The 24535-nt window shown below is 40.3% G+C and carries 22 protein-coding genes and 2 pseudogenes; 21 read left to right on the forward strand and 3 right to left on the reverse strand.

Annotated elements, in window-relative coordinates; all coding sequences use genetic code 11:
• The first annotated feature begins 214 nt into the window (after nucleotides 1–214).
• The 8 genes from ABP870_RS03785 to ABP870_RS03820 all read left to right on the forward strand — a co-directional run bounded on the left by ABP870_RS03785 (nucleotide 215) and on the right by ABP870_RS03820 (nucleotide 9005).
• Nucleotides 215–916, forward strand: a complete 702-nt coding sequence (locus ABP870_RS03785; protein ID WP_350014163.1) for a histidine phosphatase family protein — start codon at nucleotides 215–217, stop codon at nucleotides 914–916.
• Entirely contained in the window at nucleotides 906–1670 is a 765-nt protein-coding gene (locus ABP870_RS03790) for a M15 family metallopeptidase (protein WP_350014164.1), read from the forward strand. Before ABP870_RS03785 ends, ABP870_RS03790 begins: the two co-directional genes overlap by 11 nt.
• 1 nt (nucleotide 1671) lies before the next feature.
• Nucleotides 1672–2268: a glucosaminidase domain-containing protein gene (locus tag ABP870_RS03795; RefSeq protein WP_350014165.1), complete on the forward strand. Its 597-nt coding sequence runs from the start codon at nucleotides 1672–1674 to the stop codon at nucleotides 2266–2268.
• A gap of 125 nt (nucleotides 2269–2393) precedes the next feature.
• The gene (hrcA, locus tag ABP870_RS03800; protein WP_350014166.1) at nucleotides 2394–3428 is read left to right on the forward strand and encodes a heat-inducible transcriptional repressor HrcA; all 1035 of its coding nucleotides are present in this window, start codon (nucleotides 2394–2396) and stop codon (nucleotides 3426–3428) included.
• A gap of 26 nt (nucleotides 3429–3454) precedes the next feature.
• On the forward strand, nucleotides 3455–4000 hold the full coding sequence (gene grpE, locus ABP870_RS03805) for a nucleotide exchange factor GrpE (protein WP_350014167.1): 546 nt from the start codon (nucleotides 3455–3457) through the stop codon (nucleotides 3998–4000).
• Between the two features lie 354 nt (nucleotides 4001–4354).
• Entirely contained in the window at nucleotides 4355–6178 is a 1824-nt protein-coding gene (gene dnaK, locus ABP870_RS03810) for a molecular chaperone DnaK (protein ID WP_350014168.1), read from the forward strand.
• Nucleotides 6179–7000: 822 nt separating this feature from the next.
• Nucleotides 7001–8143, forward strand: a complete 1143-nt coding sequence (dnaJ, locus tag ABP870_RS03815; RefSeq protein WP_350014169.1) for a molecular chaperone DnaJ — start codon at nucleotides 7001–7003, stop codon at nucleotides 8141–8143.
• A 91-nt stretch (nucleotides 8144–8234) separates the two neighbouring features.
• Nucleotides 8235–9005, forward strand: a complete 771-nt coding sequence (locus tag ABP870_RS03820; protein ID WP_350014170.1) for a nucleoside phosphorylase — start codon at nucleotides 8235–8237, stop codon at nucleotides 9003–9005.
• Nucleotides 9006–9054: 49 nt separating this feature from the next.
• Here ABP870_RS03820 and ABP870_RS03825 read toward each other — a convergent pair whose 3' ends face one another.
• Nucleotides 9055–9507 carry a hypothetical protein gene (locus ABP870_RS03825; protein WP_350014171.1) on the reverse strand — a complete coding sequence of 151 codons (453 nt, stop codon included), beginning with the start codon at nucleotides 9505–9507 and terminating at the stop codon, nucleotides 9055–9057.
• A 125-nt stretch (nucleotides 9508–9632) separates the two neighbouring features.
• Between ABP870_RS03825 and truA the strand changes: the two genes are divergently transcribed.
• From truA to ABP870_RS03850, 5 genes are read left to right on the forward strand one after another with little or no spacing between them, the layout of a single operon-like run.
• Nucleotides 9633–10406 carry a tRNA pseudouridine(38-40) synthase TruA gene (gene truA, locus ABP870_RS03830; RefSeq protein ID WP_350014172.1) on the forward strand — a complete coding sequence of 258 codons (774 nt, stop codon included), beginning with the start codon at nucleotides 9633–9635 and terminating at the stop codon, nucleotides 10404–10406.
• Nucleotides 10372–11139, forward strand: coding sequence for a bifunctional hydroxymethylpyrimidine kinase/phosphomethylpyrimidine kinase (locus ABP870_RS03835; RefSeq protein WP_350014173.1), 768 nt, complete (start codon nucleotides 10372–10374; stop codon nucleotides 11137–11139). Before truA ends, ABP870_RS03835 begins: the two co-directional genes overlap by 35 nt.
• Complete coding sequence (locus ABP870_RS03840) at nucleotides 11126–11590, forward strand: ECF transporter S component (RefSeq protein ID WP_350014174.1); 465 nt, start codon at nucleotides 11126–11128, stop codon at nucleotides 11588–11590. The genes ABP870_RS03835 and ABP870_RS03840 overlap by 14 nt, the downstream gene beginning before the upstream one ends.
• Nucleotides 11591–11640: 50 nt before the next feature.
• Nucleotides 11641–12204, forward strand: a complete 564-nt coding sequence (locus tag ABP870_RS03845; RefSeq protein ID WP_350014175.1) for a TIGR01440 family protein — start codon at nucleotides 11641–11643, stop codon at nucleotides 12202–12204.
• Between the two features lie 23 nt (nucleotides 12205–12227).
• Nucleotides 12228–12422 carry a hypothetical protein gene (locus tag ABP870_RS03850; RefSeq protein WP_350014176.1) on the forward strand — a complete coding sequence of 65 codons (195 nt, stop codon included), beginning with the start codon at nucleotides 12228–12230 and terminating at the stop codon, nucleotides 12420–12422.
• A gap of 872 nt (nucleotides 12423–13294) precedes the next feature.
• Here the strand turns inward: ABP870_RS03850 and ABP870_RS03855 are convergent.
• Entirely contained in the window at nucleotides 13295–14131 is an 837-nt protein-coding gene (locus tag ABP870_RS03855) for a mechanosensitive ion channel family protein (RefSeq protein WP_350014177.1), read from the reverse strand.
• A 174-nt stretch (nucleotides 14132–14305) separates the two neighbouring features.
• Here ABP870_RS03855 and tig point away from each other — a divergent pair, with 174 nt between their 5' ends.
• The 8 genes and pseudogenes from tig to ABP870_RS10645 all read left to right on the forward strand — a co-directional run.
• On the forward strand, nucleotides 14306–15589 hold the full coding sequence (gene tig / locus ABP870_RS03860; RefSeq protein WP_350014178.1) for a trigger factor: 1284 nt from the start codon (nucleotides 14306–14308) through the stop codon (nucleotides 15587–15589).
• A gap of 858 nt (nucleotides 15590–16447) precedes the next feature.
• Nucleotides 16448–17638, forward strand: a complete 1191-nt coding sequence (locus ABP870_RS03865; RefSeq protein ID WP_350014179.1) for an argininosuccinate synthase — start codon at nucleotides 16448–16450, stop codon at nucleotides 17636–17638.
• Between the two features lie 9 nt (nucleotides 17639–17647).
• On the forward strand, nucleotides 17648–19033 hold the full coding sequence (gene argH, locus ABP870_RS03870) for an argininosuccinate lyase (RefSeq protein WP_350014180.1): 1386 nt from the start codon (nucleotides 17648–17650) through the stop codon (nucleotides 19031–19033).
• Between the two features lie 88 nt (nucleotides 19034–19121).
• Entirely contained in the window at nucleotides 19122–19481 is a 360-nt protein-coding gene (rnpA, locus tag ABP870_RS03875; protein WP_350014181.1) for a ribonuclease P protein component, read from the forward strand.
• Nucleotides 19465–20271, forward strand: a complete 807-nt coding sequence (locus tag ABP870_RS03880) for a YidC/Oxa1 family membrane protein insertase (RefSeq protein WP_350014182.1) — start codon at nucleotides 19465–19467, stop codon at nucleotides 20269–20271. The genes rnpA and ABP870_RS03880 overlap by 17 nt, the downstream gene beginning before the upstream one ends.
• 12 nt (nucleotides 20272–20283) lie before the next feature.
• Nucleotides 20284–21330, forward strand: a complete 1047-nt coding sequence (gene jag, locus ABP870_RS03885; RefSeq protein WP_350014183.1) for an RNA-binding cell elongation regulator Jag/EloR — start codon at nucleotides 20284–20286, stop codon at nucleotides 21328–21330.
• Between the two features lie 702 nt (nucleotides 21331–22032).
• Nucleotides 22033–22249: pseudogene (locus ABP870_RS03890) on the forward strand (group II intron reverse transcriptase/maturase); the annotation flags it as partial.
• 15 nt (nucleotides 22250–22264) lie between these two features.
• Nucleotides 22265–22438 (forward strand): annotated as a pseudogene (locus tag ABP870_RS10645) (group II intron reverse transcriptase/maturase); the annotation flags it as partial.
• Nucleotides 22439–23165: 727 nt separating this feature from the next.
• Here ABP870_RS10645 and ABP870_RS03895 read toward each other — a convergent pair.
• Entirely contained in the window at nucleotides 23166–24362 is a 1197-nt protein-coding gene (locus tag ABP870_RS03895; protein WP_350014184.1) for a peptidoglycan bridge formation glycyltransferase FemA/FemB family protein, read from the reverse strand.
• Nucleotides 24363–24535 lie beyond the last annotated feature (173 nt).

The raw sequence follows: 24535 nt of genomic DNA on the forward strand, positions 1-24535 counted from the left end.
GCCATTTTTAGGTAAGAAATGCATGATAATGTCCCTGAAAAAGAGGGAAGAGTCGTCCTGCTGGACAGCTGTCATAACAGTGATTTGAAAAAATGTATGTGTCAAAAAAATTGTTACCTGTATTTTCTTCATGCCTAGGGCGTGCTTAAGAGAGTTGCTGTCTATCGCATTGTTACTATCTTATGGTATAATGTAGGGAAGAATGGAGGTTAGCATGACAGAAACGAAATTGTATATTGCAAGACATGGAAAGACGATGTTTAATACGATTGGTCGCGCACAGGGTTGGTCTGATACTCCTCTGACGGCCTTTGGTGAAGAGGGTATCCGAGAACTCGGTGTAGGTTTGAAAGCATCCGGTATTCCTTTCAAAGCGGCATTTTCAAGTGATTCTGGGCGTACCATGCAGACCATGGAGATTATCCTTCGTGAAACAGAAAATGAAAGTCTTCCCTATAAACGCGATAAACGTATTCGTGAATGGTGTTTTGGTAGTCTTGATGGCGGTTATGATGGTGACCTTTTCCAGGGTGTTCTTCCAAGAACGGTTGCCTTTGCAGATGGTCGTTCATTAGATGAAATGCCTTACCCCGATATTGCTCAAAGTATCGTGGAAGTCGATACAGCCAACTGGGCGGAGCCTTGGGATGTTTTAAGCAAACGTATCTACGACGGTTTTGAAGCTATGGCTAAAGAAATAGAAAGCCAAGGGGGAGGCAATGCTATTGTGGTCAGTCATGGTATGACTATCGGTACGTTTATATGGTTGATTGATAACAATCAAGAAAAACAGCGTATTGAAAATGGAAGTATCTCAGTCGTGACCTATAAAGATGGTCAATTTAGTATTGAAGCTGTAGCAGACTTATCTTACCGTGAAAAAGGAAGAGAGATCATCAACGCAAATGAGAAGTAAGTTAGGGAAATCGTCTCTAGTCATTTTGGGACTCGCTTTTTTAGTCTTAGTCGGTGGGCTATTCTGGTTTAGAAGTCAAGGAGACTCCCAAAGATCCACTGGAAGTAGGAGAATCGAGCCAGCCGAGCAAGTTTCTGAAAAGAAAAAAACACCAAAGAAAACATCGCAAATTTCAGACTTGCCCAAGGTCTCGCCTTCTGATTGGGAGCTAATTTTGGTGAACCGTGATCATATCACACCAGAGCTAAATCCTGATTTAGAGACGGTTGACAACATCACTGTGGATAAGCGAATTGCTGAAAATGTTAGAGCCTTTCTAAAAGCAGCCCAGGAAGTAGACCCTGCTTTTCATTTGATTTCTGGTTACCGCAGTGTTGCCTACCAAAAGGAATTGTTCCAATCATATGTAAATCAGGAAAAGGCTAACGATCCTAGCTTGAGTGATCAAGAAGCAGAACAATTAGTCAAAACCTATTCCCAACCAGCGGGAGCTAGTGAACACCAAACTGGTCTCGCTATTGATTTGAGTACTGTGGATGCTTTGAATCAAGCGGATAAGGCTAGTATGGAAAAAATTCATCAAATGGCTCCTGACTATGGGTTCGTCCTTCGTTTTCTAGAAGGGGAGACGGCCTCTACCGGTGTTGGCTATGAAGATTGGCATTTTCGATTTGTGGGTAAAGATTCTGCGCGCTATATGACTGAGCACGGCTTGACTTTGGAAAATTATATTAAGCAATTGGAGGAGAAATAGAGTGAGACGACGTTTTAAATTTTCATTTTTTATTAGTCTTACCATTGCTTTTGTATTGATTGGCATCTTGCCACTTGTTTTGAATTACCGAAGTTTATCGGCAGAGAAAAAAGTTGCAACTGGATTGGACAATGAACGATTTATTGAAAAAATTGCTCCTGAAGTTCAAGAGTTGTCAACCTATTATGGAATCAGACCATCTGTCCTAATTGCTCAGGCGGCTTATGATTCCAATTTTGGTCAAAATTTATTAGCTGCTAAGTATCATAATTTATTTGCGATTCCTGCCCAACCCGGTGATGATAGTATTCGTCTGAAAAATATGGAACGCAACGAAGGTAATGTTAGTGAAGTTGAAAGAGATTATGCTATTTACCCCTCGTGGAATCATGCTTTGGAAATTTATTTAGCAGGACTCAAGGATGGTAGTCTAGCCAATAAAAATTTGTATAAAATCTTAGCAACCGCTTCGAGTATTAGTGTAGCTACTCAAGCATTTTACCGCTATGATTTCACGCACGATGATGATTATGCTAATCAATTGGAACAGATCATTAAAGAATATAACCTCGAAAAATACGATAAACAGACAAATTAGCACTCTATAAAAAGGAGTGCTAATTTTTTGAGTTTTTCTCTTGACTTCTTCAACTAGAGGTGTATAATTAGAATTATAAATTAGCACTCTACAAAAAGGAGTGCTAAAGCGTAAAGGGAGGTTCCATGATTACACCAAGACAAAATGATATTTTGAACTTAATCATCGAAATGTTCACCCAAACGCATGAACCAGTCGGTTCTAAAGCATTACAAGGTTCGATTGATTCTAGCTCAGCAACTATTCGTAATGACATGGCTAAGCTAGAAAAACTTGGCTTTCTGGAGAAAGCCCATACGTCTAGTGGTCGCTTACCGAGTCGAGCAGGCTTTCAATATTTCGTTCAAAACTCTTTGAGATTGGAAAGTATCGATGAGCAGGATGTCTATCAGGTGATTAAAGCTTTTGATTATGAAGCTTTTCGTCTAGAAGATATTTTTGCTACAGCAGGTCATCTCCTAGCTGATTTGACAGGCTATACTTCTGTGATTTTAGATGTGGAGCCTAAACATCAGCGATTGACAAATTTTGAAGTCGTACAATTATCCAATCATGATGCACTAGCAGTAATGATGTTGGATGACTCCAAACCAGTTACAGTTCAATTCGCTATTCCTAAGAATTTCTTGACCAAAGATTTGGAAACCTTGAATGCCTTGGTTAACGAGCGCTTTCTTGGTAAAGCAGTTCTTGATATTCACTACAAGCTCTTGACAGAAGTGCCGCAGGTCATCCACAAGTACTTTAGCACTACAGATAACATCTTGGACTTATTTGATTACATTTTTCAAGGACTTTTCCGTGAGACTATCCTTATTTCTGGCAAGGTAAATGCTTTAAGCTATGCGGATTTAGCGACTTACCAGTTCTTGGACAATGAGTCTAAGGTGGCTATTGAAATGCGTAATCATTTGACGGAGGAAGAACCGACCACTATCCAGGTGGCAGATAGTAGTGAACCCGCCCTTGCTAATCTAACCGTCATTCGACATCAGTTCCTGATACCGTATCGAGGTTTTGCTCTCTTGAGTTTGATCGGACCTGTCGAAATGGACTATCGACGTGCGATTAGCCTGATTAATGTGATTAGTCGAGTCCTAGCTTTGAAGTTGGCTGATTATTATCGCTATTTAAGTGGTAATCATTACGAAGTTAATTAAGATATAGAATAAAAAGAGGTGACGCTGTGTCAGAAGATATTAAAAACGAAGAAATCGTTGATGAAACGATTGACAATGAAACCGACACTGAAGAGATTGTTGATGAAACTGTCGAATCAGAAGAAGCTACTGAAAAATCAGAATTAGAATTGGCCAATGAACGTGCCGATGAATTCGAGAATAAGTATCTGCGTGCACACGCGGAAATGCAAAATATTCAACGACGTGCTAGTGAAGAGCGTCAAAGTTTACAACGCTATCGCTCACAAGATTTAGCTAAAAAAATCTTGCCAAGTTTGGATAACTTGGAACGTGCCTTAGCCGTTGAAGGCTTGACAGAAGATGTCAAAAAAGGACTTGAAATGACACGTGAGAGCCTACTACAAGCCTTTAAAGAAGAAGGTGTCGAAGAAGTTCCGATGGATGTATTTGATGCCAATTACCATATGGCTGTCCAAACCCTACCAGCGGATGACGACCATCCAGCAGATACTATCGCAGAGGTCTTCCAAAAAGGCTATCAACTGCATGACCGATTGTTAAGACCGGCCATGGTGGTGGTTTACAACTAGCTATTTCTGATGGTTGCTAAAGCAATTCATCAGAAAACGGCAAACGCTATGGCGAATTGCCTAAGCTGCTTACTAGCTCGCGATTAAAATAAATGCGGCTTTAATCGCTCACGTCGTAATAAACGACTTGACCGCAACGTCGTAAAACTATAAAGTAATCAAAAGGAAAGCAAGTCCAAGGCTTGCTAGTATGATAATTTCCACTGTGATGAAAGTAATGGCAGCTCAAGTTACTGTTACGAAAAGGGCTTTGAATCCAACGCTTCAAAGTAGGCAATGTGATGACATTCAATTGTCGACACGTCCCAAGTACAGAAGGAAATTATCACAAAAATAAAGTAAAAGAGGAAAAAAATGAGTAAAATTATTGGTATTGACTTAGGTACAACTAACTCAGCTGTTGCAGTTCTTGAAGGAACAGAAAGCAAAATTATCGCTAACCCAGAAGGTAACCGTACAACACCTTCAGTTGTTTCATTTAAAAATGGTGAAATCATCGTTGGTGATGCTGCTAAACGCCAAGCAGTTACAAACCCAGAAACGATTATCTCAATCAAATCAAAAATCGGAACTTCTGAAAAAGTAGCTGCTAATGGAAAAGAGTACACACCACAAGAAATTTCAGCTATGATTCTACAATACCTTAAAGGTTATGCTGAAGATTACCTTGGTGAAAAAGTTGAAAAAGCTGTTATCACAGTTCCAGCATACTTTAATGACGCACAACGCCAAGCAACAAAAGATGCTGGTAAAATTGCTGGTCTTGAAGTAGAACGTATTGTTAACGAACCAACAGCGGCAGCGCTTGCTTACGGTCTAGATAAAACAGATAAAGATGAAAAAATCTTGGTATTTGACCTTGGTGGTGGTACATTTGACGTTTCTATTCTTGAGTTGGGTGATGGTGTCTTTGACGTACTTGCTACGGCAGGTGACAACAAACTTGGTGGTGACGACTTTGACCAAAAAATCATTGATTTCTTAATCGCTGAATTCAAAAAAGAAAACGGTATTGACCTTTCATCAGATAAAATGGCGCTTCAACGTTTGAAAGACGCTGCTGAAAAAGCGAAAAAAGACCTTTCAGGTGTCACTCAAACCCAAATTAGCTTGCCATTTATCACAGCAGGCGACGCTGGTCCTCTTCACTTAGAAGTCTCATTGTCACGTGCTAAATTTGATGATTTGACAAGTGATCTTGTAGAACGTACGAAAATTCCAGTTCGTCAAGCCCTTTCAGATGCAGGCTTGTCAGTATCTGAAATCGATGAAGTAATCCTTGTTGGTGGATCAACTCGTATTCCAGCTGTTGTAGAAGCTGTGAAAGCTGAAACATCTAAAGAACCAAACAAGTCAGTTAACCCTGATGAAGTTGTTGCAATGGGGGCTGCTATCCAAGGTGGTGTGATTACTGGTGATGTGAAAGACGTTGTCCTTCTTGATGTGACACCGTTGTCACTTGGTATTGAAACAATGGGTGCGGTCTTTACAAAACTAATTGATCGTAACACGACAATCCCAACTTCTAAATCACAAGTCTTCTCAACAGCAGCAGACAACCAACCAGCCGTTGACATTCACGTTCTTCAAGGAGAGCGCCCAATGGCAGCAGATAACAAGACTCTTGGACGTTTCCAATTGACTGATATCCCTGCAGCTCCTCGTGGTGTGCCTCAAATCGAAGTAACATTTGACATCGATAAAAACGGTATCGTTTCTGTTAAAGCTAAAGATCTTGGAACTCAAAAAGAGCAACACATCGTTATCAAATCTAACGACGGACTTTCTGAAGAAGAAATTGATCGCATGATGAAAGATGCTGAAGCCAATGCTGAAGCAGATGCTAAACGTAAAGAAGAAGTTGACCTTAAAAATGAAGTTGACCAAGCTATCTTTGCTACTGAAAAAACAATTAAAGAAACTGAAGGCAAAGGCTTTGACACAGAACGTGATGCTGCTCAATCAGCTCTTGATGAATTGAAAGCAGCTCAAGAATCTGGCAACCTTGACGATATGAAAGCTAAATTAGAAGCTCTTAACGAAAAAGCACAAGCTCTTGCTGTTAAAATGTATGAACAAGCTGCCGCTGCACAACAAGCAGCAGGTGGAGCAGAAGGAGCAGAAAACGCAGACGCATCAGGTGACGACGTCGTAGACGGAGAGTTTACTGAGAAATAAAGACGTCTGGGGACGTTTTTATCCCGAGCTTGAAAATTCGAAAGCGAGGCGAGTTAAGAAGGGCTACTAAAGTAGCTCTTCAGGTAATGGTTACCGCTATGGCGACTTGCTTAAACGCCTTACTAGCTCGAAAAGCAATTATTATCGAATCGCTTTTCTCTCGTCGTAACATGCCTGGTGGGTAGTTTTATGGCGTGAGTCTAGAAACTAGAGCCAACGGTTAAGTTGCTTAAACAAAAAGGCGAAATGCATACAGTATCTAGCGTTGTAATAATACATCCAATCACAGAGGTTGCAACCCAGCCTCTGTTTTTGGGTAAACAGCGACAGCAAGGCGGTCGAAGACCGCCAGAGACAGACAAGTCCGTTGTAATGAGGGGTGGCAAAACCTAGGCTTGCCCAAAAGGAATGGAACGCCTTTAGTGATAGCTTCCGCCCACGTCACCTAAGGAACTTGTCCAAAAACAACACCTTTATAGAAAGGAATACAAGTATTCTTAACTGAATATGGCTGCTAGAAGTATTTCATTCACCAAAGAGTTGAAATGAGTGCGTCTGTGACTCTGTGAAAACAACTTCCTAGGCGCATTCGTCGTCTGTGGGATACCTATTTTTTAGGAATTTAATAGTACCTTTACATAGAAAGGAATTGAACCCGTCTAATGTATGCGGGAAACTTGTCTCCATTTTAACTTTACAAGAAAGGAACTAAATTGAACGCGAGCGGAAAGCTCGGAAAAAAGATAAAACTTCTAGTGTCTACGACACGTCGGCGTTTTCCTATTTTTCAATCGCTTTCTGATCGCTCTTAGTATCTTAATTATGAACAATACTGAATTTTATGAACGTCTGGGGGTTTCTAAGGATGCTTCGCAGGACGAAATTAAAAAAGCTTATCGTAAGATGTCCAAAAAATATCATCCAGACATCAATAAGGAGGCTGGAGCTGAACAAAAGTACAAAGATGTTCAGGAGGCTTATGAAACCCTAAGTGATAGTCAAAAACGTGCTGCCTATGATCAGTACGGTGCAGCTGGAGCCCAAGGTGGCTTTGGTGGTGGAGCTGGCGGCTTTGGCGGTTTTGAGGGAGCTGGTGGTTTTGGTGGCTTTGAAGACATCTTCTCAAGTTTCTTTGGAGGAGGCGGCGCTAGCCGAAATCCAAACGCTCCTCGCCAAGGGGATGATTTGCAATACCGTGTCAACCTCAAGTTTGAAGAAGCTATTTTTGGTGCAGAAAAAGAGGTTACTTATAGCCGCGAAGCGACTTGTCATACCTGTGGTGGTAATGGTGCCAAGCCAGGTAGCCATCCTGTTACTTGTGGTCGTTGCCATGGACAAGGGGTTATCAATGTCGATACCCAAACACCACTTGGTATGATGCGTCGCCAAGTGACCTGTGATGTCTGTCATGGAACCGGTCAAGAAATCAAAGATCCATGTACAACTTGCCATGGTACAGGTCATGAAAAAGAAAACCACAAAGTTGATGTCAAAATCCCCGCTGGTGTTGAAACTGGTCAGCAAATCCGTCTTCAGGGTCAAGGTGAAGCTGGTCATAATGGTGGCCCTTACGGAGACCTTTTCGTTGTTATCAATGTTATGAAGAGTGATAAGTTCGAACGAGAAGGCGCAACCATCTACTACAACATGAATGTCAGCTTTGTCCAAGCGGCACTCGGTGATGTGGTCGATATTCCAACCGTTCATGGTGACGTTGAATTGACCATCCCAGCTGGTACACAAACAGGTAAAACCTTCCGTCTCAAAGGTAAAGGTGCGCCACGTCTTCGTGGTAATGGTCAAGGTGATCAGCATGTGACGATCAATATCGTAACGCCAACGAAGTTGAACGATGCGCAAAAAGAAGCACTGCAGGCTTTTGCTGAAGCTGGTGGTGAGAAAGTCCATCCTCAAAAGAAAAAAGGTTTCTTTGATAAAGTCAAAGATGCTATTGATGATTTGTAAAAAAGAATCCCCAATCGCTTGATTGGGGATTTCTTGATTCTAGCTGGAAAAGGTGTTAAACTATCTTAAACTTTCCCAAGGAGATCTGCCTATGTTGCTTGAAGAATTCGATACCAACAAAGAAGCCATTATTAATCCAAACATGATTAATGAGCCTATCGACGGTTTTCCTGAAACGGTGGTGACTTGCTTTGCTCGTGGGACTTTCGAGAGGATATTGGACGAGTTACCACATCGATTTATTGCATCAACTAGTGTAGCTAATCTGGCTATTCCTATTTATGAAGTTGATTTTAATGGTCAACAGCTTGGTTTTTTTAACGCCTACGTTGGTGCTGCAGCCTGTGTAGCGATTCTTGAAGACTTAATTGTTATGGGCATGAAAAATCTTGTGGTATTTGGTACTTGTGGGGTTCTTGATAGCACTATTCAAGAAACCTCCATCATTATTCCGACAGCAGCGCTTCGTGATGAGGGAACTAGTTTTCACTACGCGTCACCTAGCGATGAGATTGCCGTTAATCAGGATTTTCACGAGGATTTTAAAACCTTTTTGGATGCTCAAAATGTTTCCTACACAGAAGGTAAGGTTTGGACGACAGATGGTATTTATCGAGAAACACCTGACAAGATGGCTAGGCGCAAAGTCCAAGGGGCGGTGTGTGTTGACATGGAATGCTCTGCTATTGCGGCTTTAGCCGACTTCCGAAGCATCAATCACTTCCAGTTTTTCTACTCAGCTGATAATCTAGATGCTGAAGTTTGGGATGTGAGAACACTAAGCAACGACGCTGATCTTGAGACTAAGGATCGAGTTGCATATATCGCCTTGGCATTTGCCAAAGAGCGATTTACAGTGTGATGTTATAAGAGCGATGGCAATAGACGCCGTAAAACAGACGAAGAGATTTTTAGAAATGGCTGGCAACATAAAGTGATATCGCGATAAGCACAAGAAGCGCTGGTAGGTAGATGATAGAAAAGGTGATTCTATCGAGCCTATTAGTGATTTTATGACGATTGCGATAAGTAAAAAAGGCAATCATGAGAAAAACGATCCAAAGGGCGGTAATGACATAAAGAGATGTTGGACTGATGTCCCAGCCAACTTTGAAGGCCTCTAGCAGATAGCCAGCTGCCATACTAATAGGAAAGGAAAAGAAGTACATGATTAAGCCAAACATCGATAGCCATCGTTTGTACCAGATAGCTAGTATTACCCCAATTAAAGAGAGAATAGGGTTAATGATGAGGGTGACAACAGTTGCCCAATGATTCGGAAATAAAAAATCAAAATCCAGAACAAAGCAACTGTAAAATAATAAACTTTCGATAATTAAGATAATATTAACAGACTTTTTCATAACACAACTCCTTTGTAATCGCTTTCTTATATGATAACACATCTGTGCTTCAAACCTTACTTTCCTGATGCTTGACTCCTTTCACTGATTTTGAAAAATGGTCAAAGTTTGCTATAATCAAGGTTATGACACGATATAAAGCGATTATTGCTTATGACGGAACCTTGTTTTCAGGCTTTCAGAGACAGCCTGGAGCGAGAACCGTTCAGGAAGAAATTGAAAAGACTCTGTCTCGATTAAACAGTGGCAAAGCTGTTACCATTCATGGGGCAGGACGAACTGACGCTGGTGTACATGCCTATGGACAGGTCATCCACTTTGATTTGCCCCAGGTGCGTGATGTGGAAAAATTACGTTTTGGTTTAGACACGCAATGTCCAGATGACATTGATGTTGTTGATGTCAGCATTGTTTCAGAAGATTTTCACGCTCGCTATTGTAAGCATAGCAAAACATATGAATTTCTCGTTGATACAGGACGTCCTAAGAATCCCATGATGCGAAACTATGCGACAGCCTACCCTTATCCTTTGGACTTAGCCTCCATGCAAGAAGCCATCAAGGATTTGGTGGGGACTCATGATTTTACAGGATTTACAGCTTCAGGTACAGCGGTGGAAAATAAGGTCAGAACGATTTTCAAGGCAAGCTTGGAAGTCGATGCTAAAACAGGCTTTCTGGTCTTTACCTTTTCGGGCAATGGATTCTTGTATAAACAGGTTCGTAATATGGTTGGGACCTTGTTGAAAATTGGCAATGGCCGTCTGCCAGTCAGTCAGATAAAGACCGTTTTAGCGTCTAAAAATCGTGACCTAGCCGGACCTACAGCAGCAGGTAATGGCCTCTACCTCAAGGAGATTAGTTATGAAGACACCTTACATTCTCACCATAGCGGGTAATGATATTCTGAGTGGTGGTGGTTTTCAAGCAGATTTAGCCACTTTTTCAGCCCATAAACTCTTTGGCTTTTTAGCTCAAACTTGCATGACAGCAGCGACCAAAGAAGGCTTTGAAATCATCCCAACAGCTGATGAACTCTTTCAAAAACAGCTAAATAGCTTAAAGGACATTCCTTTCGCAGCTATTAAAATTGGTCTCCTACCAACACCTCAGATTGCAAGAGCTGTGCAAGATTTTGTTAAAGACATGCCAAAAGTCCCTCTTGTTTTAGATCCTGTTCTCGTTTTCAAAGAAAACGCTGACCAAGAAGTTGCCCAAATGGGTCAAGAATTGCAAAAACTTTTTTCTTGTGCAACCCTTGTGACACCCAATCTCAAGGAAGCTGAACTCCTTTCTGGACAAAGTATTTCAAACTTAGAAGAGATGGCAAAAGCTGCTCGCATCTTGCAACAAATGGGAGCTAAGTCGGTAGTTATTAAAGGCGGGGCACGACTGGATCAAAACCAAGCCTATGATCTCTTATTAGAAGAAGATGGACAAGAAGTTTTCTTACACTCGCCTCTTCTTAGTCGCAATAATCAGGGGGCCGGATGCACCTTTGCTTCAGCAATAGCTAGTGGTCTAGCTAAAAACCAGACTGTTTCACAGGCAGTCCATAAAGCCAAAGATTTTGTTTATCAGGCTATTGCTCACTCTAACGATTATGGAGTTACACAGTATGAAACACACTAACGTTCGTCAGTTAAGTCTTTGGGCGATTTTAACCGCTCTTAGCGTTGTCCTAGCCTACATTCATATCCCTTCCCCGACGGGATTTCTGACGTTACTAGATGCTGGCATATATTTTACGGCCTTCTATTTAGGATCAAAGGCTGGTGCTGTTGTGGGAGGTTTATCGGGATTCTTGATTGACATGCTTTTAGGCTATCCCCAGTATATGCTTCACAGTCTAATTGCCCACGGGACACAAGGTTTCTTTGGAGGTTGGCGAGGTAAAAAGCGCATTTTTGGCTTGATTCTCGCTAGTCTTTTCATGGTTGGGTGGTACTTTTTAGCCGCTATTTTACTAGGTTACGGCATCGGCGCTGCTTGGGCAGGCATTTTTGGGAACATCCTTCAAAACCTATTTGGTATGGGGTTAGGCTATCTTCTTTACAAAGCTATTGTCAAGCTAAACCTTTGAGATAGGCTAAACGGCTACTCGTTGGGATCAAGATATAGAGAGGTAAAGTTATGGACATCAAAAATCTAGTAGAGGACGTGCAAAAAATAGTAGCTGACATTATTGACCGTTCAGCTATTCAAAAAGGGCAATTATTTGTCCTTGGTCTATCATCAAGTGAAGTTTTAGGTGGTGTGATCGGTCAAAACTCCAGTCAAGAAATCGGTGAGGCTATTGTAAAAACACTTCTTGATGAACTAGGAAAGTCAGGAATTGAGCTAGCCGTTCAAGGTTGTGAACACCTCAACCGTGCCTTGGTTGTGGAGCGCGAATACGCTTTAAAAAAAGACTTAGAAATTGTTAACGTGTTACCGTCCCTTCATGCTGGGGGTAGTGGGCAGTTAGCTGCTTTCAAGTTTATGAAGGATCCTGTTGAAGTAGAAGAGGTGGTTGCTCATGCAGGTATTGACATCGGAGACACCTCAATTGGCATGCATGTTAAACGAGTTCAAGTTCCTCTCAGGCCAATCCAAAGAGAACTTGGTGGCGCTCATGTGACGGCACTAGCAAGTCGACCAAAACTCATCGGTGGTGTCCGAGGTCAGTATTTAGAAGATCCGATTCGAAAATGCTAACTTAAAACATATGGTGACATGACATGAAGCCAGGGCAATCATCCTATGATATTGATATGGATTATTCACTAGATTGTCGTAAAACAGATCAAAAAGTATTGTCTAATGTGGCGATACTTTTCTTGATATACCTCTGTCCCTATCTTGTTTCAGTTGATGTTAAAAAGCTAACTTGTGGTTTTGCCCAAGTTAGCTTTTTACTGACTTATTTAGGATAGGTTTCTAAAAGACCCAAGATTGATAGGCTATAAATAGCTACCCCTAATACAGAAGGGAAGCACTAGGTAACGCTCGGTATTGGTATACACAAGCGTAAGCGTTCAGAAAATTCAAAAGCTCAAGCTTATTTTTGAGAACTCGTGTTAACAAGGTCATGGATAGATTTGGATAAATGGGATATGACAAGAGGGTAAGGAAACGAACCATAAAAGACTGTCGTTACATCTTGAACGATGAAAGTGTCTACTTGTATCACTGAAATAACATTCATTCTCATAGAGACCAACCAAGATGATTCACTCCGCTGAATGGCTTACTGTTGTGGTTCCTACGAAGTTAGACGAAAAAGTCATCTATGTGAGGTTTAGATAACTACCACAGAAAAATAGGGTCAGTGAGCACTGTCCTTCTTACGACAAAGGAGCTTGTTCTTGTTAGGGTAAAGAAAGGGAGGGTCAAGTAAACGATAGAGAGACCTCTCTGGGACGCCCTGAAAAGATAACTTATCATTTTTTGAAAATCAGACTAAAAATAGTGCAAATACTCATTCGAAATCAAAAAATAGCGAATATCCGATCTCTATGTACAATCGACTTTAATTGACAAGGTGACAAAGTTTGAATCACTCCTTGAAGGTTATCAACGACCTCATTTAATGTTCTAAATACCCTACTATTAAAGACGTTTGAAACACTTGATAACGTGATGAACAAGCTGCAAGAAGTGATTAAGGGCTTAGGTAGGTCAATTTTAAAAACCATCGTCAACAGACAATGGTTATAGAAAGTTAGTTTTTGATTTTTGATAAGTATAAAAAAAAGCCTTCCCTTGGGAAGACCTCGTTAAGTCGTTGGTTTCAAAATCGGCATACTTATTGATGCCCAATAGGTGTTACAGTTGGTAATTGGATGTCCTCTTTTAACAGGGCTTCTTGATAAAACCTAAAGAATTTTGGGCCAATGGTATATTGTTGTCCATTTTGAACGAAAATATTGACCCGAAAAACCAGCTGATTATTAGTATTAGTAATAGCACCAATAATATCTGGATTGGTAACAATTTCAGGATATTCAGGAACTCTGGTATCGTTGACTGATTTAACAACGTCAATCACTTTATCAAGTTCAGTATGGGCATAGATAGGCAGGTCCACTTGAGCACGCATGTTGCCACGGGATTGATTACTTACCGTGCTGATGTTGCGATTTGGTACAAAATGCAAGGTGCCATCAAACCCAATAATCTGCGTTGTTCGAATGCCAACACTGGCGACTGTTCCTGCAATCTCTCCGACTTCGACAACTTCATCAACTTCTAATTGATTTTCAAAAAGAATAAAGAAGCCATTAACCATATCGGATAGAAAACCTTGAGCTCCTAGACCAACTGCAACCCCAGCAATCCCAGCACCAGCTAGTAGGCTAGAAACAGGGATCCCCAGAATACTCAAAATCCAGTAAAATAGCAAAAAATACAGAGCGTAATTCATGACATTATGAAGGAGTTTGGTCATGGTACGCTGTCTCATGGGGCTTTGTTTAGTAAAGGCGATGGAGCGTTCAATAGCCTTTGTAAAAAGGACATCAAAAACTTTTTTCGCTAGAAAAAAAAGCGTTAGTAATAGCACCAAAGAGACGGTCTTAGAAATGATGTTTTCTGCAATCGATTCAATATGAAGTTTGTTCCAATAATTTTCAATGTATGTCATAAGAGTAGTTTACCAAAAAAAGGACTAAAAATCATTTAAGGTTGATAAAAATATCTGATCATCCATTCTTCTAATCCCTTGATTTTCAAGAGAAAATTGACAAAAAACTTTTAAAAATAGTGTAAATATGATAAACTAAGCTGTATTATAAATTTTTTAAGGAGAAACGACTTAATGTCTACATCATTTGAAAACAAATCAACTAACCGTGGTGTTGTAACATTCACAATCGGTCAAGATAAAATCAAACCAGCCCTTGATCAAGCTTTCAACAAAGTTAAAAAAGATTTGAATGCACCAGGTTTCCGTAAAGGACACATGCCTCGCACTATTTTCAATCAACGTTTTGGCGAAGAAGCCCTTTACGAAGATGCTTTAAATGCCATCTTGCCAGAAGCATACGAAGCAGCTATTGCTGAACTTGGACTTGACGTTGTGGCTCAACCAAAAGTTGATGTGAAATCAATGGAAAAAGGTCAAGATTGGGAAATCGTTGCTGAAGTTGTTACAAAACCAGAAGTTAAACTTGGTGATTACAAAGATTTAGAAGTATCAGTTGACGCTTCTAAAGAAGTTTCAGAAGACGAAGTTACTGAAAAACTTGAACGCGAACGTAAAAATCTTGCTGAACTTGTTATCAAGGAAGAAGCTGCTGAAAACGGTGACACTGTTGTCATTGACTTCGTTGGTTCAGTAGACGGCGTTGAGTTTGACGGTGGTAAAGGTGATAACTTCTCACTTGAACTTGGTTCAGGTCAATTCATCCCAGGCTTCGAAGATCAATTAGTTGGTTCAAAAGCTGGTGATGACGTTGAAGTGAACGTTACTTTCCCAGAAGACTATCAAGAAGAAACGCTTGCTGGTAAAGATGCGGTCTTTGCAACAACTGTACATGAAGTTAAAGCAAAAGAAGTTCCAGAACTTGACGATGAACTTGCCAAAGACATCGATGAAGAAGTTGAAACACTTGATGAGTTGAAAGCTAAATACCGTAAAGAACTTGAAGCAGCTAAAGAAATCGCTTATGATGATGCTGTTGAAGGTGCTGCGATTGAACTTGCTGTTGAGAACGCAGAAATCATTGAATTGCCAGAAGAAATGGTACATGACGAAGTTCATCGTGCTATGAATGAATTCATGGGCAATATGCAACGTCAAGGTATCTCACCTGATATGTACTTCCAATTGACAGGTACAACTCAAGACGACCTTCACAAACAATACGAAGCTGATGCTGACAAACGTGTCAAAACTAATCTTGTGATTGAAGCTATCGCTAAAGCAGAAGGTTTTGAAGTTTCAGAAGACGAAGTCGAAAAAGAAATTACTGATCTTGCCGCTGAGTACAACATGGATGCCGATCAAGTACGTTCGCTTCTTTCACCAGAAATGCTACAACATGACATTGCTATGAAAAAAGCTATCGAAGTAATCACAAGCTCAGCTAAAGTGAAATAATTATTAAGCATAAGAGATAAGAAGACTGAGGTTATATACAAGGTCACTGAAAAAGTCATCGTTTGATGGCTTTTTTACTATGCTAAAGTTAAGGATGATGAGCTTTTCGATAACAAGGATATCGGTCATTTTGTTTGTCCAGAAGGGCATACGGCACTAAATAAGGCAAAACAAGTAGAATGACGGAAGATAAAATCCTCAAGAAAACCACTATTTTGATATGAAACATTGTCAAATCTGCCCTTCAAAAGTATTATCAAGAAGGAGTAAAAGTCTAAAATCTATTCTATCACCCCAAAAAGTGATGCCCACCCTTTCAGAAGAGATTTCAGGTAACGCCGTATGTTAAAGAAAAGACCAACCATCACTACAAGATGAAAGCTCAAAATACGGAACTGAAAACCGCAGGTATGGTCTTGATGTTTCTAAGTCATCAGGTCTTTTCAATATGGCATTACCAGCAGCCACAGACCCTAATTGTGGTTAATATGAAGGGGATATGGCTCTAATAAAGTAAAAATAAAAGGAATCTAGTAAAGTATGAGCTAGATTCCTCTTTTTTCTTTTTATAGTCAAATGAATTAGCTGTCAGACAAGGAACAGAAAAAGACGCAGACAGTACTCGCGTACGGCAAGTCGAAAGTGATGATGTAACAAAGTTAATTCAAAAAACTATATTTAAATTGTCGAGCATACTTTGCCAGTGGGCACTTTTGTCTTATTATTTTTTTACCTTCAAAAGACTATTTATGCAACAAAATGCGAATAATACAAATAAAAATACAAATAGTTCTTGACAATATTTTCCAGTTGCATTATGATAAAGAACACATAAATATGCAAAAGTGGAGGTATATTATGAGTAAAGAAAAAGTGGTTTTAGCATACTCAGGAGGACTAGATACATCTGTTGCTATTGCTTGGCTTAAGAAAGACTATGATGTCGTTGCAGTATGTATGGATGTTGGTGAAGGAAAGGATTTGGAATTTATTCATGATAAGGCTCTTAAAGTTGGTGCAGTAGAATCTTACGTTATCGATGTTAAAGAGGAATTCGCTAATGATTATGCTCTTTTAGCCCTTCAAGCACATGCTTTCTACGAGCAGAAATACCCATTAGTATCAGCTCTCAGCCGTCCTTTAATCTCTAAAAAACTGGTAGAGTTAGCTCATCAAACTGGCGCCACCACTGTTGCACATGGTTGTACTGGTAAGGGGAATGACCAAGTTCGTTTTGAAGTGGCTATTGCAGCTCTTGACCCAGAATTGAAGGTGATAGCACCAGTTAGGGAGTGGCAATGGTCACGTGAAGAAGAGATTGCTTATGCTAAAGAAAACAATGTGCCAGTCCCTGCTGACTTGGACAATCCTTACTCAGTTGATCAAAACCTTTGGGGACGTGCTAATGAGTGTGGTGTTTTGGAAAATCCTTGGAATCAAGCTCCCGAGGAGGCATTTGGCATCACTAATTCTCCCGAAGAAGCACCAGACCAAGCGGAATTTGTGGACATTACATTCGTAGCAGGTAAGCCAGTTTCTCTTAATGGTGAAGAACTTAGCTTGGCAAACTTGATTCAAAAACTCAATGAGATTGCCGGAAAGCATGGGGTGGGACGGATTGACCACGTTGAAAACCGTTTGGTCGGTATCAAATCAAGAGAAATCTATGAGTGTCCAGGAGCAGTGACACTTCTAGCAGCTCATAAAGAGATTGAAGATTTGACGTTGACACGTGAAGTCTCACATTTTAAACCAATTTTAGAAAATGAATTTTCAAATCTTGTCTACAATGCTCTTTGGTTTAGTCCTGCAACTAAAGCTTTGCAAGCTTATATCGTAGAAACACAAAAAGTGGTTAACGGGACAGCAAAAGTGAAATTATACAAAGGTCATGCACAGGTTGTAGCGAGAAAATCAGATAATTCACTATATGATGAAGAGTTAGCAACCTATACAAGCGCAGATAGCTTTGATCAAGAAGCAGCAGTAGGTTTCATCAAGCTTTGGGGCTTACCAACGCAAGTTAATGCACAGGTCAATAAAAATTAAGGAGTTACCATGGCTGGAAATCAAAAATTATGGGGTGGTCGTTTTGAGGCACAAGTAGCCCAATGGGTTGAAGCATTTGGAGCTTCTATCGGTTTTGACCAGAAGATGGCAAAACAAGACTTGCAAGGGTCTATCGCCCACGTCACCATGCTGGGTAAAACAGGGATTATCAGTCAGGAGGAGTCACTCGCTATTAAAACAGGGCTGACAGAGCTCTTGTCTGAGTTTGAAGCGGGTACTTTGGCATTTGATATTTCTAATGAAGATATACACATGAACATGGAGAGTCTTCTAACGAAAAAGATTGGTCCAGTTGCTGGAAAACTGCATACGGCACGCTCAAGAAATGACCAAGTCGCAACAGATATGCACCTTTATCTGAAAGAGCAATTGCAAAATATTATAACGTTATTGGAAGACTTGCGAAAGGTTTTGGTTGCTTTAGCTGAGGAACATGTCGAAACGATTGTGCCTGGTTATACTCACTTGCAACATGCCCAGCCTATCTCGTTTGCACATCATTTAATGGCTTACTATCAAATGTTTACCAGAGATAGTGAACGTTTCACTTTTAATCTTAAACATACGGATATGTCTCCTCTAGGTGCAGCAGCCTTAGCTGGTACGACCTTTCCTATCGATCGCTACATGACTAGTGACTTGCTTGGTTTTTCAGAACCATATGCTAATTCTTTGGATGCTGTTTCAGATCGTGATTTTATTTTAGAATTTTTAAGCAACAGTTCTATTTTAATGATGCATCTCAGCCGTTTCTGCGAGGAAATCATTAACTGGTGTTCACACGAGTACCAATTCGTTACTTTGTCAGATACTTTTTCAACAGGCTCTTCCATCATGCCTCAGAAGAAAAATCCTGATATGGCAGAATTGATTAGAGGAAAAACAGGTCGTGTTTATGGCGATTTACTGGGTTTACTAACCGTGATGAAATCCCTCCCCTTAGCTTATAATAAGGATTTGCAAGAAGACAAGGAAGGTATGTTTGATACCGTTGATACAATCACTGTTTCGCTAAAAATCATGGCGGATATGTTGGAGAGTATGACTGTCAATAAGACAATTATGGAAAATGCAACAACCAAAGACTTTTCAAATGCAACCGAGCTAGCCGATTATCTAGCAGCGAAAGGGCTACCTTTCCGCGAAGCTCACGCTATTGTTGGACATATGGTCTTGGAATGCACAAAGAAAGGAATTTATTTGCAAGATGTTCCTCTGGAAGATTACAAACGTCAGTCAGAATTGATTGAGGCTGATGTTTACGAAGTCTTGGATAGTCGTGAGTCAGTTGCCAGACGCCAATCCCTTGGAGGAACAGGGTTTGATCAAGTTCTATGGCAGATCGAAAAAGCAAAATCAGATTTTTTGACGTAAGAGCTATAAAGTCAATAGTCGCAAGGCTTTTGGCTTTTTTTATGATTTTTTGATATAATAGGGCAAATACAGATGTTTGGAGATTACCTTGAAAAAATCATATCGTGTTAAAAGTGAGAAGGATTTTCAAGCCATCTTTAACAAGGGGAAAAGTTGTGCCAATCGGAAGTTTGTTATCTACCGTTTGGAAAAACAGCAGCCACATTATCGGCTTGGATTATCGGTGAGCAAAAAGCTTGGTAACGCTGTAACACGTAACCTTATCAAAAGACGGCTGAGACATATTGTGATGGAATTAGATTCAGGATTGCGGCATCATGATTTTGTTATCATTGCTCGTAAGGGTGTGGAAGAACTGACCTACCAAGATATGAAATCAAATCTCGTACATGTGCTAAAAATTGCAAAATTATTTGAAGAAGGACAAATTAGTGAAAAAGAAACTTAAACTCTCAGTCATTGTTGGGCTGTCTCTTTTCTTGTTGACAGCTTGTGGAACTAGCGAAGTAACCAAATCGTCTAATGGCTTTTGGAACCAGTTAATTTATCTCTTTGCGGAAATCATTCGTTTCCTTGGTTTTGGTGGTTCAATCGGTCTAGGTATTGTGCTCTTTACCTTGTTAATTCGCTTGATTTTGATGCCACTGTACCATATGCAGCTTAAATCAAGTCAAAAAATGCAAGACTTACAGCCAGAATTACGAGAGTTACAACGCCAATATCCTGGTGCGGAAAACCGTATCAAGTTGGCTGAGGAAAGCCAAGCCCTCTATAAGAAGTATGATGTCAATCCTTATGCCAATTTCTTGCCATTAGTGGTTCAAATGCCGATTTTGATGGCTTTGTATCAAGCTTTGAGCCGCGTTTCATTCTTGAAAGAAGGTCAGTTTCTCTGGGTTAATTTGGCTGAGCGAGACCCTTACTTTATCTTACCGATTCTTGCCGCTCTCTTTACCTTCTTATCGACATGGTTGAGCAATAAGGCAGCCAAAGAGTCGAACATTACGCTAACCTTGATGACTTATCTCATGCCGATTTTGATTTTAGTAATGGGGGCCAACTTGGCGAGTGGTATTGCTCTTTATTGGGCAGTATCGAATGCTTTTCAGGTCGGTCAAATCTTACTGTTGAACAATCCTTTCAAAATCATTGCAGAACGCAAACGTTTGGAAGAAGAAGAGAGAGAACGTTTGGCAAAAATGAGACGAGCTAAGAAAAAAGCACGTAGAAAGAAATAAAGGAGATAGAAAATGGCTATATTTACAGGTAAAAACGTAGAAGAAGCGATTGAGACTGGTTTAAATCAGCTAGGAATCCCTCGTTTAAAAGCACGTATCAAGGTCATTTCGAAGGAGAAAAAAGGTTTTTTAGGATTTGGTAAAAAACCTGCACAAGTAGATGTTTCTAGCTTAGACGATGCCCAAGCATCTGATAAAAAAGCAAGTAGTGTGACTAGTATTTTCAAAGAGCGTCCCAAATCAACCACTGAACTGGATGAGAAAGCCTTAGTGACTGAGTCAGTGGATGCTCAGGGATTTTCTGAGACTTCTGTCTCAAGCGAATCAGACCAAGAAGCATTTGTTCAGGAAACTGAGGCTGAACAAGTGGCGGACGAGTCGATCGAACCGGTTGAGCATCAACCTTCAGTAGCCTCTTCTGAAGAAGATGTGCATGTAACGGAAGAATCTGAAGGTCTCGTGATTATCGAAGAACAACCCAGTGTTGATAAAGAAACCTCTGAAGTAAGAGAAGTCGAACCTAGTGAAGAGACGTTTGACCAATTCATTGCCAAAGAATTTTCAACGGATAGCAAGGAAGCATTGCCAGAGTTAGCAGCGGAATTAGAGGAAGCTGCTATGCAAGTGACAGCCTATGTTCAGAAAATTATTGATGAGATGGATGTTGAAGCAAGCATTGACACTCAGACCAGTCGCCGTCGCATCAGTTTGCAAATTGAAACGACAGAGCCTGGTCGTGTGATTGGTTATCACGGGAAAGTCTTGAAATCTCTGCAATTATTGGCGCAAAATTATTTACATGATCGCTATTCGCGTCATTATTCTGTGTCTATTAATGTTCATGACTACGTTGAGCATCGCACAGAAACTTTGATTGATTTTGCCCACAAAATAGCTAATCGTGTGTTGGAGTCGGGTGAGTCATTTGACATGGATCCGATGAGTAACAGCGAGCGCAAAACAGTGCACAAAACGATTTCGCAAATTGAAGGAGTGTCGTCTTACTCAGAAGGTGATGATCCTAATCGCTATGTTGTGGTTACGTTATCAGGTCATTAGTATCAAGGAGTTAGCTAGTCTAATGTCATTAAGTTAAGTAACCTATCACATTTTGTGGTAGGTTACTTTTTGGTACGACGCGCATGTCGTACATCTGGGGTGTAAGTCCTCCGTGGGCACCCGCTACCGGTGAACCTAATAGCGATTCCCAAGCCTGACTATCGCGAGGTAGGGGGAGAGGAAGGGATAGTGAAATCGTGGCTCTACGAACAGAAACGTGATATCAAGGCGTATAGAGTGGATAAGGTGGCAAAAAGGACTAATGTCCAAAAGGTAGACGTAACCCATATGCGTAAACCACGAGAGGAATTGAATTCAGACTAAGGTTTGTGTGAAAAAGATAATTCTTCTTAGAGTCTCTGGACTCTTCGTCAGAATTCCTATTCTCACTTAGACCTTTTACGTCCTGATATCTTGTGCAAACAAGGAAAGATATACGACTACTTATCCCGTGAGGTCTTATGAGCGTCACAAGCGTAGTAACAATGAATCATGAGAATTCAGCCAAGGCCACAGTAGTGATGAATCTTCTGTAATGGAAGTGGATCGAAGGGCTGAACAATTAACCAAAGTATGCCTACCTCCACCTGTGTCTACAAAACGAACAGTCTGATAGAACTGGATGGGGTCACTTGTTGACTAGAGGAAAGTTCACCAATATAAGATGTCCCTCAGGCGCCGAAACAAGAAAGGAATACGCACATGTCAGAATTACTAGATAATATCTTATCTTGTTCCAACACGCTTGAAGCCTACAATCAAGTGATAGCTAACAAAGGCTCAGCTGGCATTGATGGCATTACCATTGATCAAATGAATGACTATCTTCGCCAATATTGGTGGCCAACTAAGGAGCTGGTAAAGCAGAGGAAATATAAACCTCAGCCAAATTCTACGAGTTGAAATCTCTAAACCTAACTGAGGGTTTCGCTAACTAGGCGTATCGAAATGGATAGCAGATAAAGTATCTGGCTGGGGCGACCATTATCAATTAGTAGCCCAAAAGTCAGTTCTAAAACGTGCTATATCAAAACAAGCCCTCGTCAAACGAGGACTTGTTTCATGTTTGGATTATTATCTAGAACGATATGCGTTAATCGTTGGTTGAGCCGTCGTGTACGAGACTAGCATGCACGGTGGTGTGGGAGGGGCTAGAGATTAGCCTCTACTCGATTCTATGCTACACTAAAATAAAAGGAGAAAAATCATGCTAGACCAGATGAAAGCTCATACTCATTAAAAATCAAAATTAGCATTTTTACGATTTTCTTAGAACCTGTATTCACAGCATCATAGCACCTTTAAAATGCGACTAATGTGTGATGATTTTACAAAAGCAACCTCTGATGATACTGATTTTTCAACATCTTTAGTTAATCTTCGAGAGTTGTTCACCAAGAGAAAGTCCGCTCGCCCCCTCAACGCTTAGGGATGATTTGCCAACGTCCTTTGATTTTTTCAGAAAAATCGATTGGACATTGGAATTCCTTAAGCATCACTTCTTCAAAATTTCTTTCGATAACCTGCATCGGCTGAAAAAGCCTTGATGGTTTGAGAAATAGGGTTTAAGCCTAGCCCATTCTTGATCAGTTAAATCGGTATCATATGCTTTTCTTGTCATAATTCTAGTATACCACCATTGTGAATCCAGGTTCTAACATTTTAATTTAATGACATTGATCATCACCTTTCTCACTTTATTTTATCCGCTTTTCAGCTAGTTTATAAATGTTGTTGTTACTTTGCTTACTAAATTAGCAACAATCTCGATGGGGTCAACTCCTCATTTAGTTTGTCTAAAAGCAAAGAGCGTATCTAATTGTCGATGGTTTGATTTATTTTTTCTTATACATTTTGTAAAGACGGTTCGCCAATTGGTAAAGTGGTTTATTAAGGGCTAAGTTAAATTCGCCAATGTACTCCTCAATCGTTGGCTTAAAGGATGCCTTAAAGGTTGCTAATCCTCCCTCGAGATTGCCTTCAACACCACCCATATTTGCCCACTGCAATCCTTCCTGATAACTTCGCTTGAAAATTTCAGCATCTAAAAGGTACTGGGGATAATAATGTTTAAAACGTTCATCCATACTAGCATAGAGTAGTTCAATGCCAGACCCGAAACGTATACCAAGGACACCCGCCATTATCAACTGATTTGGATTATCTTTAGCCAAATCGTCTAATTCTTTGATTTGTTTGCGAACGGATTCTTCTTGTTGTTTGAGGTCTTTTAATCGATTTTTCTGATGTTCTGGTGTATCGTGTATGGCTTTTTCTAGCTGTGCCAAGTGTTCCTTTTGGTTAGCTAGCTGCTTTTCAATATCAATCTTGGCAAAATAAAATACTACCTTATCCCCATAAACATCTTTTAGCTTTTGAAAATAATCGTAGTTCCTTAAATGAATTTGCTTACGCTTTTCTGTTAAGAGGACTAACTCTGAAAAGATCTTAACTTCATCCTCCTGACCTCTAACAATCTCAACACCTTTTTTACTGGCCTTTTTAATCAAGCGTTTCGCATGCTTTTGATAATCATTGATAGTATCATCGTTTAGATATTTATTGGCTTGAAAACGTGGTTGAGCCATATCTTTCAGTTCAGTCGTCAAGCCTGACCAGACAAACCCCACCTTTTCAAAACGGTCAATCAAATCTTGACGATCGCTAACTTCCTTGACATCACTTCTGTCAAAAAGGACATGAGGATCACATTTCAGTAATAAGAATTTCTCTCTTCGTGCGTAGGCTTTTAAAGCCTTAAAAACAGAAACGACCAACTCTGAATTACCATAGTCAACGACTGGACCTCGAGGGACATAGGCGACCCTGACATGTTTCATAACTGTTTTGATAAGTATAGAAGCACAGGCCACCAATTCTTGATCACGATAAAAAGCGATCTGTTCAGACGCCCAATTACTTTTCACTTGTCCCCAAAGACTCGTTTGCAACAAATTACCGTGGGGATGGTTTTCCACAAAACAATCAAATTCTGATTTGTCTTTCCCCACTTTTACTACAGATATAGTCACTGTTAATTGCTCCTTTGTCTCACTTTTTAATTTCTATTGCCATCCAATTATAACACACACCTTAACATTATAAGAGGATGAATGTCATGACTTTTCCTAAATCAACAGATGAAGTCTTATGGTTAACCTATCGACCATTATGCAAATGGTACATTTGATACCAAAATAGCATA

This window comes from Streptococcus jiangjianxini (assembly GCF_040225085.1).
GTDB lineage: Bacteria > Bacillota > Bacilli > Lactobacillales > Streptococcaceae > Streptococcus > Streptococcus jiangjianxini.

Excerpts from the sequence above, each read along its gene's own strand:
- ABP870_RS03785 (WP_350014163.1), top strand. The coding sequence starts at position 215 with ATGACAGAAACGAAATTGTATATTGCAAGACATGGAAAGACGATGTTT.
- ABP870_RS03790 (WP_350014164.1), top strand. The coding sequence starts at position 906 with ATGAGAAGTAAGTTAGGGAAATCGTCTCTAGTCATTTTGGGACTCGCT.
- hrcA (WP_350014166.1), top strand. The coding sequence starts at position 2,394 with ATGATTACACCAAGACAAAATGATATTTTGAACTTAATCATCGAAATG.
- dnaK (WP_350014168.1), top strand. The coding sequence starts at position 4,355 with ATGAGTAAAATTATTGGTATTGACTTAGGTACAACTAACTCAGCTGTT.
- dnaJ (WP_350014169.1), top strand. The coding sequence starts at position 7,001 with ATGAACAATACTGAATTTTATGAACGTCTGGGGGTTTCTAAGGATGCT.
- ABP870_RS03820 (WP_350014170.1), top strand. The coding sequence starts at position 8,235 with ATGTTGCTTGAAGAATTCGATACCAACAAAGAAGCCATTATTAATCCA.
- ABP870_RS03825 (WP_350014171.1), bottom strand. The coding sequence starts at position 9,507 with ATGAAAAAGTCTGTTAATATTATCTTAATTATCGAAAGTTTATTATTT.
- truA (WP_350014172.1), top strand. The coding sequence starts at position 9,633 with ATGACACGATATAAAGCGATTATTGCTTATGACGGAACCTTGTTTTCA.
- ABP870_RS03835 (WP_350014173.1), top strand. The coding sequence starts at position 10,372 with ATGAAGACACCTTACATTCTCACCATAGCGGGTAATGATATTCTGAGT.
- ABP870_RS03840 (WP_350014174.1), top strand. The coding sequence starts at position 11,126 with ATGAAACACACTAACGTTCGTCAGTTAAGTCTTTGGGCGATTTTAACC.
- ABP870_RS03845 (WP_350014175.1), top strand. The coding sequence starts at position 11,641 with ATGGACATCAAAAATCTAGTAGAGGACGTGCAAAAAATAGTAGCTGAC.
- ABP870_RS03850 (WP_350014176.1), top strand. The coding sequence starts at position 12,228 with ATGAAGCCAGGGCAATCATCCTATGATATTGATATGGATTATTCACTA.
- ABP870_RS03855 (WP_350014177.1), bottom strand. The coding sequence starts at position 14,131 with ATGACATACATTGAAAATTATTGGAACAAACTTCATATTGAATCGATT.
- tig (WP_350014178.1), top strand. The coding sequence starts at position 14,306 with ATGTCTACATCATTTGAAAACAAATCAACTAACCGTGGTGTTGTAACA.
- ABP870_RS03865 (WP_350014179.1), top strand. The coding sequence starts at position 16,448 with ATGAGTAAAGAAAAAGTGGTTTTAGCATACTCAGGAGGACTAGATACA.
- argH (WP_350014180.1), top strand. The coding sequence starts at position 17,648 with ATGGCTGGAAATCAAAAATTATGGGGTGGTCGTTTTGAGGCACAAGTA.
- jag (WP_350014183.1), top strand. The coding sequence starts at position 20,284 with ATGGCTATATTTACAGGTAAAAACGTAGAAGAAGCGATTGAGACTGGT.